11 protein-coding genes are annotated in these 14,531 nt (G+C 63.3%); 9 read left to right on the top strand and 2 right to left on the bottom strand.

Features of this window, described 5'->3' with window-relative positions; all coding sequences use genetic code 11:
- Positions 1-3: 3 nt before the first annotated feature.
- Positions 4-486 carry a c-type cytochrome gene (locus tag V6L75_RS08950; protein WP_334251156.1) on the bottom strand — a complete coding sequence of 161 codons (483 nt, stop codon included), beginning with the start codon at positions 484-486 and terminating at the stop codon, positions 4-6.
- Positions 487-679: 193 nt separating this feature from the next.
- Here V6L75_RS08950 and mog point away from each other — a divergent pair, with 193 nt between their 5' ends.
- From mog to V6L75_RS08930, 4 genes are all read left to right on the top strand, one after another.
- On the top strand, positions 680-1,213 hold the full coding sequence (gene mog, locus V6L75_RS08945; RefSeq protein ID WP_334251155.1) for a molybdopterin adenylyltransferase: 534 nt from the start codon (positions 680-682) through the stop codon (positions 1,211-1,213).
- Positions 1,214-1,305: 92 nt separating this feature from the next.
- Positions 1,306-2,811, top strand: a complete 1,506-nt coding sequence (locus V6L75_RS08940) for a UbiD family decarboxylase (protein WP_334251154.1) — start codon at positions 1,306-1,308, stop codon at positions 2,809-2,811.
- A complete protein-coding gene (locus V6L75_RS08935; protein WP_334251153.1) occupies positions 2,808-3,437 on the top strand; it encodes a UbiX family flavin prenyltransferase in 630 nt (209 codons plus the stop codon). Before V6L75_RS08940 ends, V6L75_RS08935 begins: the two co-directional genes overlap by 4 nt.
- Complete coding sequence (locus V6L75_RS08930; RefSeq protein ID WP_334251152.1) at positions 3,434-4,129, top strand: NnrU family protein; 696 nt, start codon at positions 3,434-3,436, stop codon at positions 4,127-4,129. Before V6L75_RS08935 ends, V6L75_RS08930 begins: the two co-directional genes overlap by 4 nt.
- A 21-nt stretch (positions 4,130-4,150) precedes the next feature.
- Here V6L75_RS08930 and V6L75_RS08925 read toward each other — a convergent pair whose 3' ends face one another.
- Positions 4,151-4,849, bottom strand: coding sequence for a cyclic nucleotide-binding domain-containing protein (locus V6L75_RS08925; protein ID WP_334251151.1), 699 nt, complete (start codon positions 4,847-4,849; stop codon positions 4,151-4,153).
- A 220-nt stretch (positions 4,850-5,069) separates the two neighbouring features.
- On the opposite strand from V6L75_RS08925, the gene V6L75_RS08920 reads away from it, so the two are divergent.
- Genes V6L75_RS08920 through narI form a run of 5 tightly spaced genes read left to right on the top strand, consistent with a single transcriptional unit; the run spans position 5,070 to position 14,529 of the window.
- A complete protein-coding gene (locus tag V6L75_RS08920) occupies positions 5,070-7,823 on the top strand; it encodes a nitrate/nitrite transporter (protein WP_334251150.1) in 2,754 nt (917 codons plus the stop codon).
- A gap of 22 nt (positions 7,824-7,845) precedes the next feature.
- The gene (locus tag V6L75_RS08915) at positions 7,846-11,595 is read left to right on the top strand and encodes a nitrate reductase subunit alpha (protein ID WP_334251149.1); all 3,750 of its coding nucleotides are present in this window, start codon (positions 7,846-7,848) and stop codon (positions 11,593-11,595) included.
- Complete coding sequence (gene narH, locus V6L75_RS08910) at positions 11,592-13,115, top strand: nitrate reductase subunit beta (RefSeq protein WP_334251148.1); 1,524 nt, start codon at positions 11,592-11,594, stop codon at positions 13,113-13,115. The genes V6L75_RS08915 and narH overlap by 4 nt, the downstream gene beginning before the upstream one ends.
- Entirely contained in the window at positions 13,112-13,819 is a 708-nt protein-coding gene (narJ, locus tag V6L75_RS08905) for a nitrate reductase molybdenum cofactor assembly chaperone (RefSeq protein WP_334251147.1), read from the top strand. The genes narH and narJ overlap by 4 nt, the downstream gene beginning before the upstream one ends.
- A gap of 11 nt (positions 13,820-13,830) precedes the next feature.
- Positions 13,831-14,529 carry a respiratory nitrate reductase subunit gamma gene (gene narI, locus V6L75_RS08900; protein ID WP_425498710.1) on the top strand — a complete coding sequence of 233 codons (699 nt, stop codon included), beginning with the start codon at positions 13,831-13,833 and terminating at the stop codon, positions 14,527-14,529.
- Positions 14,530-14,531 lie beyond the last annotated feature (2 nt).

Raw genomic sequence — 14,531 nt, 5'->3', positions numbered from 1 at the left:
TCCTCAGCCCGCGTCATTGGGCGGCCAGCCCTGGGTGTCGATGCGGCTGGTCCATTCGAGGAAATCGACAAGGTCGTTCAGTTCCTGGTCGGTCAGGTGAAACTGCGGCATCTGGCGGCGGCCCTCGATGCCGGAAGGCTGGGCCTGCATCCAGGCAATCAGCCCCTCGCGGGCGGCCTGCGGATCGTCCTTGCCGCCATAGCGGACCCAGACGTTGCCGACTTCGGGCGCGAAATAGGCGCCTTCGCCCAGGATCGAGTGGCAGTTGACGCAGGCGTTCTTTTCCCACACGTGCTTGCCGCGGATGACGCCTTCGGTCATCGTTGCCTCGTCTGTAGACTTGGTGACGATGTGCCAGTGGCTCTGGGCGGTGAGCCCGACGAAGACAAGGAAGAAGAAGATCGACCCGCCGTAGAAGATGTTGCGTGCGGCCGATTTCGTGAAGCGCCCGGCAGGTGGCCGGTGCGGTTCATGAGGTGATGACATGCTGTGGTCTCCCGTTGTTGGCGATTGCCAGCAGTGGGCCCACAGCTAAGGTCTTAAGGGGCGGGGGACGTTGTTGCGGAACAAACTCCAGCGTCCTTGCAAGTTGCCTATCCCTTTGCGCGAACGCAAACTGGCCACTCGCCCGCAATGCTAAGCTTTATCCCGCAGATGATTTTCAAGAGGGACAGACCCCATGCCCCTGCCCAAGATTGCCATTGTCACCGTCTCCGACCGGGCGAGTGCGGGCACTTATCAGGACCTCAGCGGCCCGGCCATTTTCGACTGGCTGAAGGAAGCCGTGCTGCCGCCGTTTGAAGTGGTGTGCCGGCTCATTCCGGATGGCGCGGACAGCGTTGCCACGACACTGCAGGCGCTGTGCGATGTGGAGCACTGCAGTCTCATTCTCGTGACGGGCGGCACAGGCCCAGCACCGCGCGACCAGACGCCGGAAGGCGTCAGTCTCATCGCCGAGCGGCATCTGCCGGGCTTCGGCGAAACCATGCGCCGGGCCAATCTTGCCGAAGTGCCGACCGCGATTCTCTCCCGGCAGGAGGCCGTGACGCGCGGCGCCAGCCTTATCATCACCCTGCCGGGCAAGCCGGCAGCCATCGCGACGTCGCTCAACGCTGTCTTTGCCGCTGTCCCGTATTGCCTCGATCTTATCGGTGCAGCCCGGATCGAAACCAATCCGGATGTGATCGCGGCCTTCCGTCCCAAGGGGGCATGAATTTCCCTTCCGCCAGATTGATGCGCATCAACCTTCGGGGGCAGGGGGGCTGCTAAGCCTTGCCGGTCTCTTGCCAGTTTTGCCCGGGCCCCATGCGCACGCTTCCTCCCTTTCCAGATCTTCGCTCCTTCCTTGGCTGGTGTGCCGGGGAAGGCACATTCCGGCGCATTGCCTCGCCTGTGGCACTTGCAGAGGAAATGACGGCTGTGCACCGGCAGGTTTTGTTGAAGGGCGGGCCGGTGCTGCAGTTTGACCAGCCAGTGCATGCGGACGGCCGGACCAGTCCGGTGCCGGTTGTTGCCAATCTCTTCGGCACGCCGGAACGGGTGGCGGCGGGGCTTGGCGTGGCGCTTGCGGATATTCCGGCACTGGGCCAGTTTCTGGCGGCTCTGCGCAGTCCGGTGCCGCCGGACGGAATGCGGGATGCACTCTCGCGCTGGCCGCAACTGGCTGCTGCCCTGCGCAACCGGCCGAGGCTGACCAGCCGGGCGCCGGTGCAGGAAGAGGCGATGAAAGAGCCTGATCTCTCGCGTCTTCCCGTGCAGACCTGCTGGCCGGAAGACGGCGGGCCGCTGGTCACCTGGCCTGTGGTTCTGACCCGCCCGGAAGGCTCAGCCCTGACGGATACGCATGCTTATAATGCCGGCGTCTACCGGGCGCAGGTGCTGGACAGCGGCAGGATGATCCTGCGCTGGCTCGCCCATCGCGGCGGGGCCGCCCATCACAGCAGCTACATGAACGCTGATGCAGGGCGCGGCAAGCCGATGCCGGTGGCGGTCGTGCTGGGCGCCGATCCCGCGCTCTTGCTGGGGGCTGCCTTGCCCCTGCCGGAAACCGTGTCGGAACTCGCCTTTTCCGGGGTTTTGCGCGGAGCGCGCACCCGTCTCGTGCCGGCCCGCAGCATACCCATGCTGGTTCCCGCGGATGCGGAGATCATCATCGAAGGCTGGGTGCAGCCGGGCGATACGGCACCCGAAGGCCCGTTCGGAGACCATACGGGTTACTACAATTCGGTCGAACCTTTCCCAGTTCTGACGGTCAGCGCCATCACTCACCGGCGCGATCCGCTGTATCTCTCCACCTGGACCGGCCGCCCGCCGGACGAGCCTTCGGTCATCGGTGAAGTCTTCAATGATCTGGCCCTGCCGGTCATCCGCCAGCAGATCCCGGAGGTGCGCGATCTGTGGCTGCCGCCAGCCGCCTGCTCCTACCGCATGGCCGTGGTCAGCATCGCCAAGCGCTATCCGGGACAGGCGCGGCGGGTGATGATGGCCCTGTGGGGCATGCTGCCGCAATTCAGCTACACCAAGATGGTCGTGGTGGTGGATGAGGATATCGATCCGCGCAATTGGGATGATATCGCCTGGGCGCTCGCCACCCGCTATGACCCGGCCCGCGACAGCATGATCCTCGACCGCACGCCCATGGATTATCTAGACTTCGCCTCACCGCTTGATGGGCTGGCGGGCAAGATCGGGCTTGATGCCACGGTAAAGACCGGCTCTGAAACCCAGCGCCCCTTCGGCAAGGTGATGAAGCTGAGCGCTGCCGCCGAGGCCGCCGCGCAGCGCATTCTGGCGGCAGAGGGCCTGTCATGAGCCATGTCGTTCTGGGCGTCTCGGGGGCATCGGGCGCTGCTCTCGCTCTGGCGGCAGCGCGAGAACTCACAGCCCGCTCCATCGGCTTCGATCTGGTGACGAGCCCGGCAGCGCAGCGCACGCTGGCGCTGGAATGCGGGGAGGGGGCATTGGAGTGCCTCTCCGCGCTTGCGGCCTGCCACCATCGGGCGGACGATGTGGGCGCGCGCATTGCCTCAGGTTCCTTTCCCGTAGACGGCATGATCGTGGCGCCCTGTTCCATGCGCAGCCTTGCGGCCGTTGCTCATGGGCTGGATGATAATCTGCTGGTGCGTGCGGCCTCGGTGCAACTGAAGGAGCGCCGCCCGCTGGTTCTGCTGGCACGCGAAGCTCCGCTGACGCTCGCCCATCTGCGCAACATGACGCTGGTCACCGAAATGGGCGGTATTATCCTGCCGCCGGTTCCGGCCTTCTATCTGCACCCGGCAAGCCTTGGCGAGGTGACGGCCCAGATTGCCGCCCGCGCCATCGATCTCCTGCGCCTCGGTCCGCCGCGCGCGGCGGCGTGGACGGGGGAAGAGGTGCGGCCAACACATGATCAGGACAGGGCTGCTGGCGCTGGCGGTCTATGGAGGACTGAGGAATGAGTGCTGTTCTTGGCGCCGGCGAGTTCATTCTTGCCTTCGTGGTGTTCCTGCTCGCCCACCGGATACCGACCGTACCAGCGGTCCGCTCGGCATGTGCCGCAAGACTGGGGCCGCGCGGCTTCACCCTGGCTTACTCGGCACTCTCCCTGTTATTGCTGGCATGGGTGATTGGCGCAGCTGGCCGTGCCCCTTACGTGCATCTCTGGGATACGGTTCCTTCTCTCGCCTATTTCGCGCTCGCTCTGATGCTGGCCGCGTTCCTGATTGCGTCTCTGGCGCTCGGGCGCCCAAATCCGTTTTCCTTCGGTGGCATGAACAACGGGCAGTTTGATCCCGCCCGGCCGGGCGTTGTGCGCTTGACGCGCCATCCGCTGCTGGTGGCGCTGGCGCTCTGGTCGCTTGCGCATCTCGTGGTCAAGGGCAATGCCGCGCATGTGCTGATGTTCGGCAGTTTCCTTGCATTCTCGTTTCTGGGCATGCGCATGCTGAACCGGCGCAAACAGCGGCAGATGGGCGGGCGCTGGCAGGACCTTGATTCAGCCGTTGCCGCAAGGCCGTTGCTGGCTTGCCTTCTGCCGCTGCGGGAAACGGTGCTGAGAAGCTGTATGGCCGTCGCGCTGCTTTACCTGATGCTGCTGCTGCATCCCGTCCTGTTCGGCGTTGACCCGCTGCATGCCTATTTTCTGGGGTAAAAACTCTGCAGGTTGCAGCTCTCAGGACGATGGATCGTCGATGAGGGGGGCTGGCCTTGCAAAGCGCTCCAGTTCCGCTCTGTTTTCGATCACCACGCGGCTGCCGTCGATATGGACGCCATAGGGTGACAGGGCCTTGATGGCACGGGACATATTTTCCGGCGTCATGCCGAGGAGAGACGCGAGCTTCCGCTTTTCAAGGTCAAGCACATAGGCGTCCACGCCGTTGCGGGCAGCACTTTCCTGCAGGATGTAATTGGCAAGCCGCTCCAGCGAGGTTCGCAGTTTCAGCGTCTTGGTGTGCTTGATCGACGCCCGGTAGCATGTTGCAAGCTCACGCACGACCGCACGGGCAAAGCCGCTGTCGGCATCGAATATGCGCCGCACGTCCTCTGACGGCAGCATGACGATGCGTGAGCGTTCAAGTGTTTTCGCTGACATCAGATAAGGCGCGTTGCGGATGGTTGCAGCCAGGATGAAGGTTGAGACTGGCCGCACGATGCTGATTGTCGTCTCCTTGCCGGACCATGTGGCGTAAAGCTCGACGCTGCCGTCAATGATGACGTGCAGAAAATCGCTGCCATCGCCTTCATGGATCAGATCCACCAGGGGAGGGAAGGACTGCACATAGGCACCACGCATGACGGCTTCGAAGTTTTCGTCCTGCATGCTGTGGAACAGATCGAGTTGCCGGATTTCATCCAGATAGGCTGTTTTCATGTCGCGCCTCAATTTCCTTCGCAAAGAGTGTCCCTTTGATTGATAATTGTCAATCCTGATATCGACGTAAGATGATTTTACTGTATTAAACGGTCAATTGAATGTAGTAATAGTTTCGATCTCTTGCTTATTTTTGTCTTCTCATAGTGTGTTTTGATGCAGGTCAAGTTTACGGCTGGATGAAATAGGCAGTATCCCCTTGGCATCGCGACGCGAATAGATGCCGGAACCGGGAGAGTTTCCTGTGATTACATCCTCCTCCGTAACGGGTGGGGCGCAGAATCGTGCGCTTGCACTCAGTACAATCGCCTTCACGGCCTGCTTTGCGGTCTGGACGATCTTTTCCATCATCGGTGTGGCCATCAAGACCGAGCTGGGTCTCTCCGAGTTCCAGTTCGGGCTGCTCGTGGCGACGCCCATCCTCACCGGCTCGGTGACGCGCCTGTTTCTCGGCGTCTGGACCGAGAGATTCGGCGGGCGGCTGGTGTTTTCCGCCCAGATGCTGCTGACGGCAGCGGCCACCTGGATCCTGACCTTCGCCAGCACCTATCCGATGTATCTGCTGGCCGCGCTTGGCATCGGCCTTGCCGGGGGCTCCTTCATCATCGGGGTTGCCTATGTCTCACGCTGGTATGACGCGGGCCATCAGGGCACGGCGCTTGGCATTTTCGGCGCAGGCAACGTGGGGGCGGCGGTCACCAAGTTCATCGCGCCCTTCGTCATGGTGGCCTATGGCTGGCAGGGGGTTGCGCACGTTTGGGCTGCAGGTCTGGCGATCATGGGTGTGGCCTTCTATCTGCTGGCGGAAGATGACCCGCAGCTGGTGGCGCGCCGCAAGTCCGGTGTGAAGGCACCGTCCTTTGCCGAGCAGTTTGCGCCTCTGAAGAACCTGCAGGTCTGGCGCTTCTCGCTCTATTACTTCTTTGTCTTCGGCGCCTTCGTCGCGCTGGCTCTTTGGATGCCGCACTATCTCATCTCCGTCTATGGCGTGGATGTGAAGACAGCCGGTATGGCGGCTGCGGCCTTCTCGCTGTCTGCTTCATTGTTCCGCGCTTATGGCGGGCATCTGTCGGACCGGTTCGGCGCACGGGCGGTCATGTACTGGACCTTCGGCTTCTCGCTGATCATCCTGTTCATGCTGTCCTACCCGCCCACCGACTATGTCATTCGAGGCAAGGACGGGCTCATCACCTTCTCCACCCAGATGGACCTGTGGCCCTTCGTCATCACCATGTTTGTCCTCGGGTTCTTCATGAGCCTCGGCAAGGCGGCGGTGTTCAAGCACATCCCGGTCTATTACCCGCAGCATGTGGGCGCGGTCGGAGGCCTGGTCGGCATGATCGGCGGTCTCGGCGGCTTCATCCTGCCGATCACCTTCGGTGCGTTGCTCGATGTTACAGGCATCTACACCAGCTGCTTTGCCCTTCTCTTCCTCATTGTTGCCGTGTCGCTTGGCTGGATGCACATGTCGATCCGCCAGATGGAGCGGGCTGTCCACGGTGCCGAACTCGACAAGCTGCCCGCCCTGCCGGAAATGCAGGAAATCCACCAGCCGGGCCGCACCGTCATGAAGAAGGTGCTGGACGACTGGCGGCCGGAAGATCCGCAGTTCTGGCAGGAAAAGGGACGCGCGATTGCCCGGCGGAACCTGTGGATCTCGATCCCCGCGCTGCTGCTGGCCTTCTCGGTCTGGATGGTGTGGTCGGTCGTCGTCGCCCGGCTTCCGGCCATCGGGTTCGATTTCACGCCCTCGCAGCTGTTCTGGCTGGCGGCCCTGCCTGGCCTGTCCGGCGCGACGCTGCGGATCTTCTACAGCTTCATGGTGCCCATCTTCGGCGGGCGTCTGTGGACGGCGCTTTCCACCGCCTCGCTGCTGCTGCCGGCCATGGGCATCGGCTATGCGGTGCAGGACCCTTCGACGCCTTACCTGATCTTCCTGGTGCTGGCGCTGCTGTGCGGCTTCGGCGGCGGCAACTTCGCCTCCTCCATGGCCAACATCGCCTTCTTCTTCCCCAAGGCGGAGAAGGGCAACGCCCTGGCCCTTAATGCCGGGCTCGGCAATCTGGGTGTGTCGGTCATGCAGTTCCTGGTGCCGGCCGTCATCACCACGGGTGTCTTCGGCGTCATGGGTGGTGCGCCGCAGACCCTGAGCGATGGCACGCAGCTGTTCATGCAGAACGCTGGTTTCATCTGGGTGCCCTTCATTCTGGCAGCCACCGCTCTGGCCTGGCTTGGCATGAATGACATTGCCGATGCCAAGGCGAGCTTCCGCGAACAGGCCATCATCTTCTCGCGCAAGCACAACTGGCTGATGTGCATCCTCTACACCGGCACCTTCGGCAGCTTCATCGGCTATTCGGCGGGCTTCCCGCTGCTGACCAAGCTGCAGTTCCCGGATGTGAATGCGCTGCAGTTCGTCTTCCTCGGGCCGCTCGTCGGTGCGCTCAGCCGCGCCGGTACGGGCTGGATCAGCGACCGCTTCGGCGGCGGGCGGGTGACGCTGTGGACCTTCGCGGGCATGATCATCGCCGTCTTCGGGGTGATCAGCTTCCTGCCGCAGGGCGGTGAGGGCGGCAGCTTTACGGGCTTCTTCGCCTGCTTCATGGCGCTGTTCTTCCTCACCGGTGTGGGCAATGCCTCCACCTTCCAGATGATCCCGGCCATCATGGCCTCGGAAATTCCCCGGCTGATGCCTGAACTGGATGAGGCGGGCCGCCGCCGTCAAGTGGAGCGGGAAAGCGCGGCCATCATCGCCTTCACCAGTGCGGTTGCGGCCTATGGCGCCTTCTTCATCCCCAAGGCCTACGGCACCTCCATCGAGATGACCGGCGGCCCGGTGGCCGCGCTCTGGGGCTTCCTCGCCTTCTACGTGATCTGCCTCGTCATCACCTGGGCTGCCTACACCCGGCCCGGCGGGCTGCTGCACGCCATCGAAACCCGCCGCGCGGCGCCCCGTGCCGCCCACCCTGCATGACCGGTCCTGAAAGGAAAGCCAGATGAGCCATCTGCTCGACCGATTGAACTTCTTCCAGTCCAGACAGCTGGACACCTTCTCGGAAGGCCACGGCCAGACGACACGCGAGGACCGCGGCTGGGAAGAGATCTACCGGAACCGCTGGCGCCACGACAAGGTCGTGCGCTCCACCCACGGGGTCAACTGCACCGGCTCCTGCTCGTGGAAGATCTATGTCAAGTCCGGGATCGTGACCTGGGAAACCCAGCAGACCGACTATCCCCGCACCCGGCCGGATCTGCCGAACCATGAGCCGCGCGGCTGTGCACGCGGTGCCTCCTACAGCTGGTATCTCTACTCGGCCAACCGGGTGAAGAACCCGCTGATCCGGGGCCGACTGATGCGTGCCTGGCGGGAGCTGCGCAAGACCATGAGCCCCGTTGCAGCCTGGACGAAGCTGCAGCGGGATCCGGTACTGCGGGCAAGCTATGTCACCACACGCGGAAAGGGCGGTTTCGTGCGCGCCTCCTGGGACGAGGCGACGGAGATCATCGCCGCCGCCAATGCCTATACTGCAAAGACCTGGGGGCCGGACCGGATCTTCGGTTTCTCGCCGATCCCGGCCATGTCCATGGTCAGCTATGCCGCCGGCTCGCGCTATCTCAGCCTCTTGGGCGGCACCTGCATGTCCTTCTATGACTGGTACTGTGACCTGCCGCCCGCCAGCCCCATGACCTGGGGCGAGCAGACGGACGTGCCGGAATCGGCCGACTGGTACAATGCCGGCTTCCTGCTGCTGTGGGGCTCCAACGTGCCGCAGACCCGCACGCCGGATGCGCATTTCTACACCGAAGCCCGCTACCGGGGTGCCAAGTCTGCGGTCATCTGCCCGGATTATTCGGAAGCAGCCAAGTTCGGGGACGTGTGGCTTGCGCCCAAGCAGGGCACGGATTCCGCGCTCGCCATGGCCATGGGCCACGTCATCCTGCGTGAGTTCCATCTCGACCGGCAGGCGGAGTATTTCGAGGACTACGTCCGCAAATACAGCGACATGCCGATGCTCGTGCGGCTGGAGGAAAAGGACGGGCGGCTGATCCCGGGCCGGTTCCTGCGCGCCGATGACTTCGACGGCAAGCTGGGCGAGACCAACAATCCGGACTGGAAGACCGTCGCCTTCGACCGCAAGTCCGGGCGCATCGTGGTGCCGAACGGCTCCATCGGCTTTCGCTGGGGTGAAGAGGGCGTGTGGAACCTCGAGGAGCGGGCGCGCGATGCAGAAACCGAGCTGCGCCTGTCGCTCTTGCTGGAAGAGGACCGCGATGATGTTGCCGAAGTGGATTTTCCCTATTTCGGCGGCAAGGCCAGCGGGCCTTTCGAAAGCTGCTCGCATCCGGACGTGCTGCCGCGCTCCGTTCCCGTCAGGCGGCTGAAGCTGGCGGATGGCGAGGCGCTGGTGGCGACGGTGTTCGACCTGTTCTGCGCTAACTACAGCCTCGATCGTGGCCTTGGCGGAAACTGGGTCACCATGTCGTATGACGACGATGTGCCTTACACGCCGGCCTGGGCCGAGAAGATCACCGGTGTGCCGCGCGACAAGATCATCCATGTGGCGCGGGAGTTTGCCCGCAACGCGGAGAAGACCCGCGGCAAGTCTATGGTCATTCTCGGGGCCGGTCTCAATCACTGGTACCACATGGACATGAACTACCGCGGCATCATCAACATGCTGGTGATGTGCGGCTGCGTCGGCCAGTCCGGCGGCGGCTGGTCGCATTATGTGGGGCAGGAAAAGCTGCGCCCGCAGACCGGCTGGGCCCCGCTTGCCTTCGCCCTCGACTGGGCCCGCCCGCCGCGCCACATGAACTCTACTTCCGCCTGGTATGCTCATACGGACCAGTGGCGCTACGAGACGGTGACCGCCGCCGATATCCTCTCGCCGACCGCACCTGAGGGTGACTGGAATGTCAGCCTTATCGACTACAACATCCGCGCCGAGCGGATGGGCTGGCTGCCGTCCGCTCCGCAGCTGAAGCAGAACCCGCTGGAGGTGGGCCGTGCTGCCAAGGCGGAAGGCATCGAGGCGAAGGACTATGTGGCGCGGGGTCTCAAGGATGGCTCGCTGCAGATGTCTTGCGAGGACCCGGATGCGCCTGAAAACTGGCCGCGCAACCTCTTCGTCTGGCGCTCCAACCTGCTGGGTTCCAGCGGCAAGGGGCACGAGTATTTCCTCAAGCATCTTCTGGGCACCGATCACGGCGTGCTCGGCAAGGATCTGGGCGAGGAAGGCGGCGTCAAGCCGGTGGAAGCCGTCTGGCACGGCGAGGCACCGCGCGGCAAGCTGGACCTCCTCGTCTGCATCGACTTCCGCATGTCGACGACGGCGGTCTATTCCGACATCGTGCTGCCGACAGCCTCCTGGTACGAGAAGGATGATCTCAACACCTCGGACATGCATCCCTTCATCCATCCGCTGCAGGCAGCGGTGGACCCTGCCTATGAAAGCCGTTCCGACTGGGAAATCTTCAAGTCCATCGCCAAGAAGTTCCAGGAAGTCGCACCGGAGGTACTTGGCAAGGAAACCGATGTGGTGGCCCTGCCGCTGCTGCATGACACGGTGGCGGAACTTGCCCAGACCGATGTGCGGGACTGGAAGAAGGGCGAATGTGACCTCATCCCCGGCAGGACGGCTCCGGCCTATATCACTGTCGAGCGTGACTACACCGCCATCCATGACCGCTTCACCGCCCTTGGCCCACTCATGGAACAGGTGGGCAACGGCGGTAAAGGCATCAGCTGGGATACCAAGCACGAGGTGCATCACCTCAAGGCGCTGAACGGCGAGCGCCGGGACGGCACGGCCAAGGGCCTTGCCCGCATCGACACCGCCATCGACGCCTGCGAAGTGATCCTGATGCTGGCGCCGGAAACCAATGGCGAAGTGGCCGTGAAGGCCTGGGATGCCCTGTCCAAGGCCACGGGCCGCGAACATGCACATCTGGCGGCGAAGAAGGAAGACGAGAAGATCCGCTTCCGCGACATCGCCGCCCAGCCGCGCAAGATCATTTCCTCGCCCACCTGGTCGGGCATCGAGAGCGAGGAGGTCTGCTACAACGCCGGCTATACCAACGTGCATGAGCTGATCCCCTGGCGCACGCTGACCGGCCGTCAGCAGCTCTATCAGGATCACCTGTGGATGCGCGCCTTTGGTGAGGGCTTCTGCCAGTACCGGCCGCCGGTGGACCTGAAGACCATCACCCCGGAGGTGAATGACAGCGCCCGCGATGGCCGCCCGCATATCGTGCTGAACTTCATCACGCCGCATCAGAAGTGGGGCATCCACTCCACCTATTCCGACAACCTCCTGATGCTGACGCTGAACCGCGGCGGCCCGGTGGTCTGGCTGTCGGAACGCGATGCTAAGAAGGCGGGCATCGCCGACAATGACTGGGTCGAGGTCTACAACTCGAACGGGGCGCTGACGGCCCGTGCGGTCGTCTCCCAGCGCATGAAGGACGGCACGCTCTTCATGTATCACGCACAGGAGAAGATCGTGAATACGCCAGGCTCGGAGAAGACCGGCCTGCGCGGCGGCATCCATAACTCGGTCACCCGCGCCACGCTCAAGCCCACCCACATGATCGGCGGCTACGCCCAGCAGAGCTACGGCTTCAACTACTACGGCACCGTCGGCTCGAACCGGGACGAGTTCGTCATTGTCCGCAAGATGAACAAGGTCGACTGGCTTGACGAACCCGCCAGCGCAACCGCCATCCACAAGGAGGCTGCGGAATGAAAATTCGCGCTCAAATCGGCATGGTGCTGAACCTCGACAAGTGCATCGGGTGCCACACCTGTTCCGTCACCTGCAAGAACGTCTGGACCACCCGCGACGGCGTCGAATACGCCTGGTTCAACAACGTGGAAACCAAGCCCGGCACCGGCTACCCGACCGACTGGGAAAACCAGAAGCGCTGGAACGGCGGCTGGACCCGCAGCCGCTCCGGCAAGCTGCAGCCGAAGCAGGGGGCGAAGTGGCGCATCCTCGCCAATATCTTCGCCAATCCGGACCTGCCGGAGATCGATGACTATTACGAGCCCTTCGACTTCGACTACGACCACCTGAAGTCCGCGCCGGAAATGAAGGCCTTCCCCACCGCCCGCCCGCGCTCGAAGATCACCGGCGAGCGGATGGAGAAGATCGAGAAGGGGCCGAACTGGGAGGAAATCCTCGGCGGCGAATTCTCCAAGCGCAGCAAGGACTACAATTTCGAGGGCGTGCAGAAGGAGATCTACGGCGAGTACGAGAACACCTTCATGATGTATCTGCCGCGCCTGTGCGAGCATTGCCTCAATCCGGCCTGCGCAGCATCCTGCCCCTCGGGTGCGATCTACAAGCGTGAGGAAGACGGCATCGTCCTGATCGATCAGGAAAAGTGCCGCGGCTGGCGCATGTGCGTCTCCGGCTGCCCCTACAAGAAGGTCTATTACAACTGGTCCACCGGCAAGTCGGAGAAGTGCACCCTGTGCTATCCGCGCATCGAAAGCGGCAATCCGACCATCTGCTCGGAAACCTGCGTCGGCCGCATCCGCTACATCGGCGTGATGCTTTATGACGCGGACCGCATCCTTGAAGCAGCTTCCGTGGAGAACGAGCAGGACCTCTACGATGCCCAGCTCGGCGTCTTCCTTGATCCCAATGATCCGGCGGTGATTGCCGAAGCACGCAAGGCCGGCATTCCGGAAGACTGGATCCGCGCTGCACAGGAAAGCCCGGTGTGGAAGATGGCGATGGACTGGAAGGTGGCCTTCCCGCTCCACCCGGAATACCGCACCCTGCCGATGGTCTGGTACATCCCGCCGCTCTCGCCGATCCAGAATGCCGCGCAGGCCGGCAAGATCGGCACGGATGGAGAAATGCCGGACGTGCGCTCCCTGCGCATCCCCGTGCGCTATCTCGCCAACATGCTGACGGCCGGCGACGAGGCGCCGGTGGTGCAGGCGCTGGAGCGGATGCTGGCCATGCGTGCCTATATGCGGGCCAAGACCATCGACGGCATCATTGACGAGGGTATCGCGGAAAAGGCGGGCCTCTCTGCTGCCATGATCGAGGACATGTACAAGATCATGGCCATCGCCGATTACGAGGACCGCTTCGTCATCCCCACCACCCACCGCGAACAGGTGGAAGAGGCCTATGACCTCAAGGGCGGCTGCGGCTTCACCGATGGCAACGGCTGCTCCACGGGCATCTCGAAGACCTCGCTCTTCGGCGCGTCCAAGCGGCCGCTGCGCATGCCGGAGGAGGTGCAATGATGGACCGTTCCCTGAAGGCCCTCTCACTGCTCCTGACCTATCCTTCCACGGAGCTTCAGGCGGCAATGCCCGAGATCACAGCGGTGCTGGTGGCAGACAGCCGCCTCACCGCCTTGGCCCGGCGCGAGCTTTCTGCCCTGTGCGGCGGACTGGCAGAGGGTGACATCTACGATCTGCAGGAGACCTATGTCGGGCTTTTCGACCGCAGCCGCAGCCTGTCGCTGAATCTCTTCGAGCATGTGCACGGCGAAAGCCGCGACCGGGGCAGCGCCATGGTGGATCTGCTGGAGACCTACCGGACTGGCGGCTTCGAGCCGGTGACGGGCGAACTGCCCGATCACCTGCCGGTGCTGCTGGAGTTCCTGGCAACGCGGCCTGCCGAAGAGGCAAAGGCGATCCTCGCCGATGCCGCCCACATCCTGACGGTGCTTGAGCGCCGTCTGGCCGGGCGGGAAAGCCCCTATGCGGCTGCCTTTGCCGCTCTGGGGCAACTGGCCGGTACGGTTGCCGCAAAGGAAACCGTCGAGGCGCTTCTGGCCGAGCCGGAGGATGACCCGCAGGATCTCGCGGCCCTTGATGCGGTCTGGGAGGAAACGCAGGTCACCTTCGGTCCGGACCCCAATGCAGGCTGTCCGCAGGTCCGCGGCATGCTCTCCCGTATGGATCAACCGGCCCGGCCCGCAGCGGCTGGCGCTGCCGGATGATGGAGGCTCACATGCACAATCTTGTCTTTGGCATCTATCCCTACATCGCCCTTTCGGTGCTCGCCATCGGCTGCATAGCCCGCTATGAGCGCGATCCCTTCACCTGGAAAAGCTCGTCCAGCCAGCTTCTGCGCCGCAGGCAGCTGGTCATCGGCTCGGTGCTGTTCCATGTGGGTGTGCTGGTCATCTTCTTCGGCCATCTCTTCGGCCTGCTGACGCCGATCTGGATCTTTGATGCGCTCGGCATCAGCCATGGTGCCAAGCAGATTCTGGCCGTGGTGGCCGGTGGTGTGGCTGGTATCATGGCACTTGCGGGCGGTTTGATGCTGCTGCACCGGCGGCTGATGGACCCGCGCATCGCCGCCAATTCCAGCTTTGCCGACACGGGCATCCTGATCCTGCTCATGGCCCAGCTGCTGCTGGGGCTTGGCACCATCTTCGTCTCGCTGCAGCATCTGGACGGGCACGAGATGACGAAGTTCATGGCCTGGGCGCAGGGCATCTTCACCTTCGAGGCGAATGCTGCGGCGCATATTTCTGATGTGAACTGGATCTTCAAGCTGCATCTGGCGCTGGGGCTGACCATCTTCCTGCTCTTCCCCTTCACCCGTCTGGTGCATATGCTCTCCGCGCCGGTGCGCTACCTGTGGCGGCCGGGTTATCAGGTGGTGCGCTCGCGCCGCCAGTTGCCCCACGTGCCGGGAGAGTGACC

It is taken from the genome of Pannonibacter anstelovis (assembly GCF_036881715.1).
GTDB classification, from domain to species: Bacteria; Pseudomonadota; Alphaproteobacteria; order Rhizobiales; family Stappiaceae; genus Pannonibacter; species Pannonibacter anstelovis.
The sequence above is the reverse complement of the archived record's forward strand: the minus strand, read 5'-3'. Positions and strand labels throughout refer to the sequence as shown.

Coding starts and splice junctions, on each gene's coding strand:
- V6L75_RS08950 (WP_334251156.1), bottom strand. CDS start 486: ATGTCATCACCTCATGAACCGCACCGGCCACCTGCCGGGCGCTTCACG.
- mog (WP_334251155.1), top strand. CDS start 680: ATGCCCCTGCCCAAGATTGCCATTGTCACCGTCTCCGACCGGGCGAGT.
- V6L75_RS08940 (WP_334251154.1), top strand. CDS start 1,306: ATGCGCACGCTTCCTCCCTTTCCAGATCTTCGCTCCTTCCTTGGCTGG.
- V6L75_RS08935 (WP_334251153.1), top strand. CDS start 2,808: ATGAGCCATGTCGTTCTGGGCGTCTCGGGGGCATCGGGCGCTGCTCTC.
- V6L75_RS08930 (WP_334251152.1), top strand. CDS start 3,434: ATGAGTGCTGTTCTTGGCGCCGGCGAGTTCATTCTTGCCTTCGTGGTG.
- V6L75_RS08925 (WP_334251151.1), bottom strand. CDS start 4,849: ATGAAAACAGCCTATCTGGATGAAATCCGGCAACTCGATCTGTTCCAC.
- V6L75_RS08920 (WP_334251150.1), top strand. CDS start 5,070: ATGCCGGAACCGGGAGAGTTTCCTGTGATTACATCCTCCTCCGTAACG.
- V6L75_RS08915 (WP_334251149.1), top strand. CDS start 7,846: ATGAGCCATCTGCTCGACCGATTGAACTTCTTCCAGTCCAGACAGCTG.
- narH (WP_334251148.1), top strand. CDS start 11,592: ATGAAAATTCGCGCTCAAATCGGCATGGTGCTGAACCTCGACAAGTGC.
- narJ (WP_334251147.1), top strand. CDS start 13,112: ATGATGGACCGTTCCCTGAAGGCCCTCTCACTGCTCCTGACCTATCCT.
- narI (WP_425498710.1), top strand. CDS start 13,831: ATGCACAATCTTGTCTTTGGCATCTATCCCTACATCGCCCTTTCGGTG.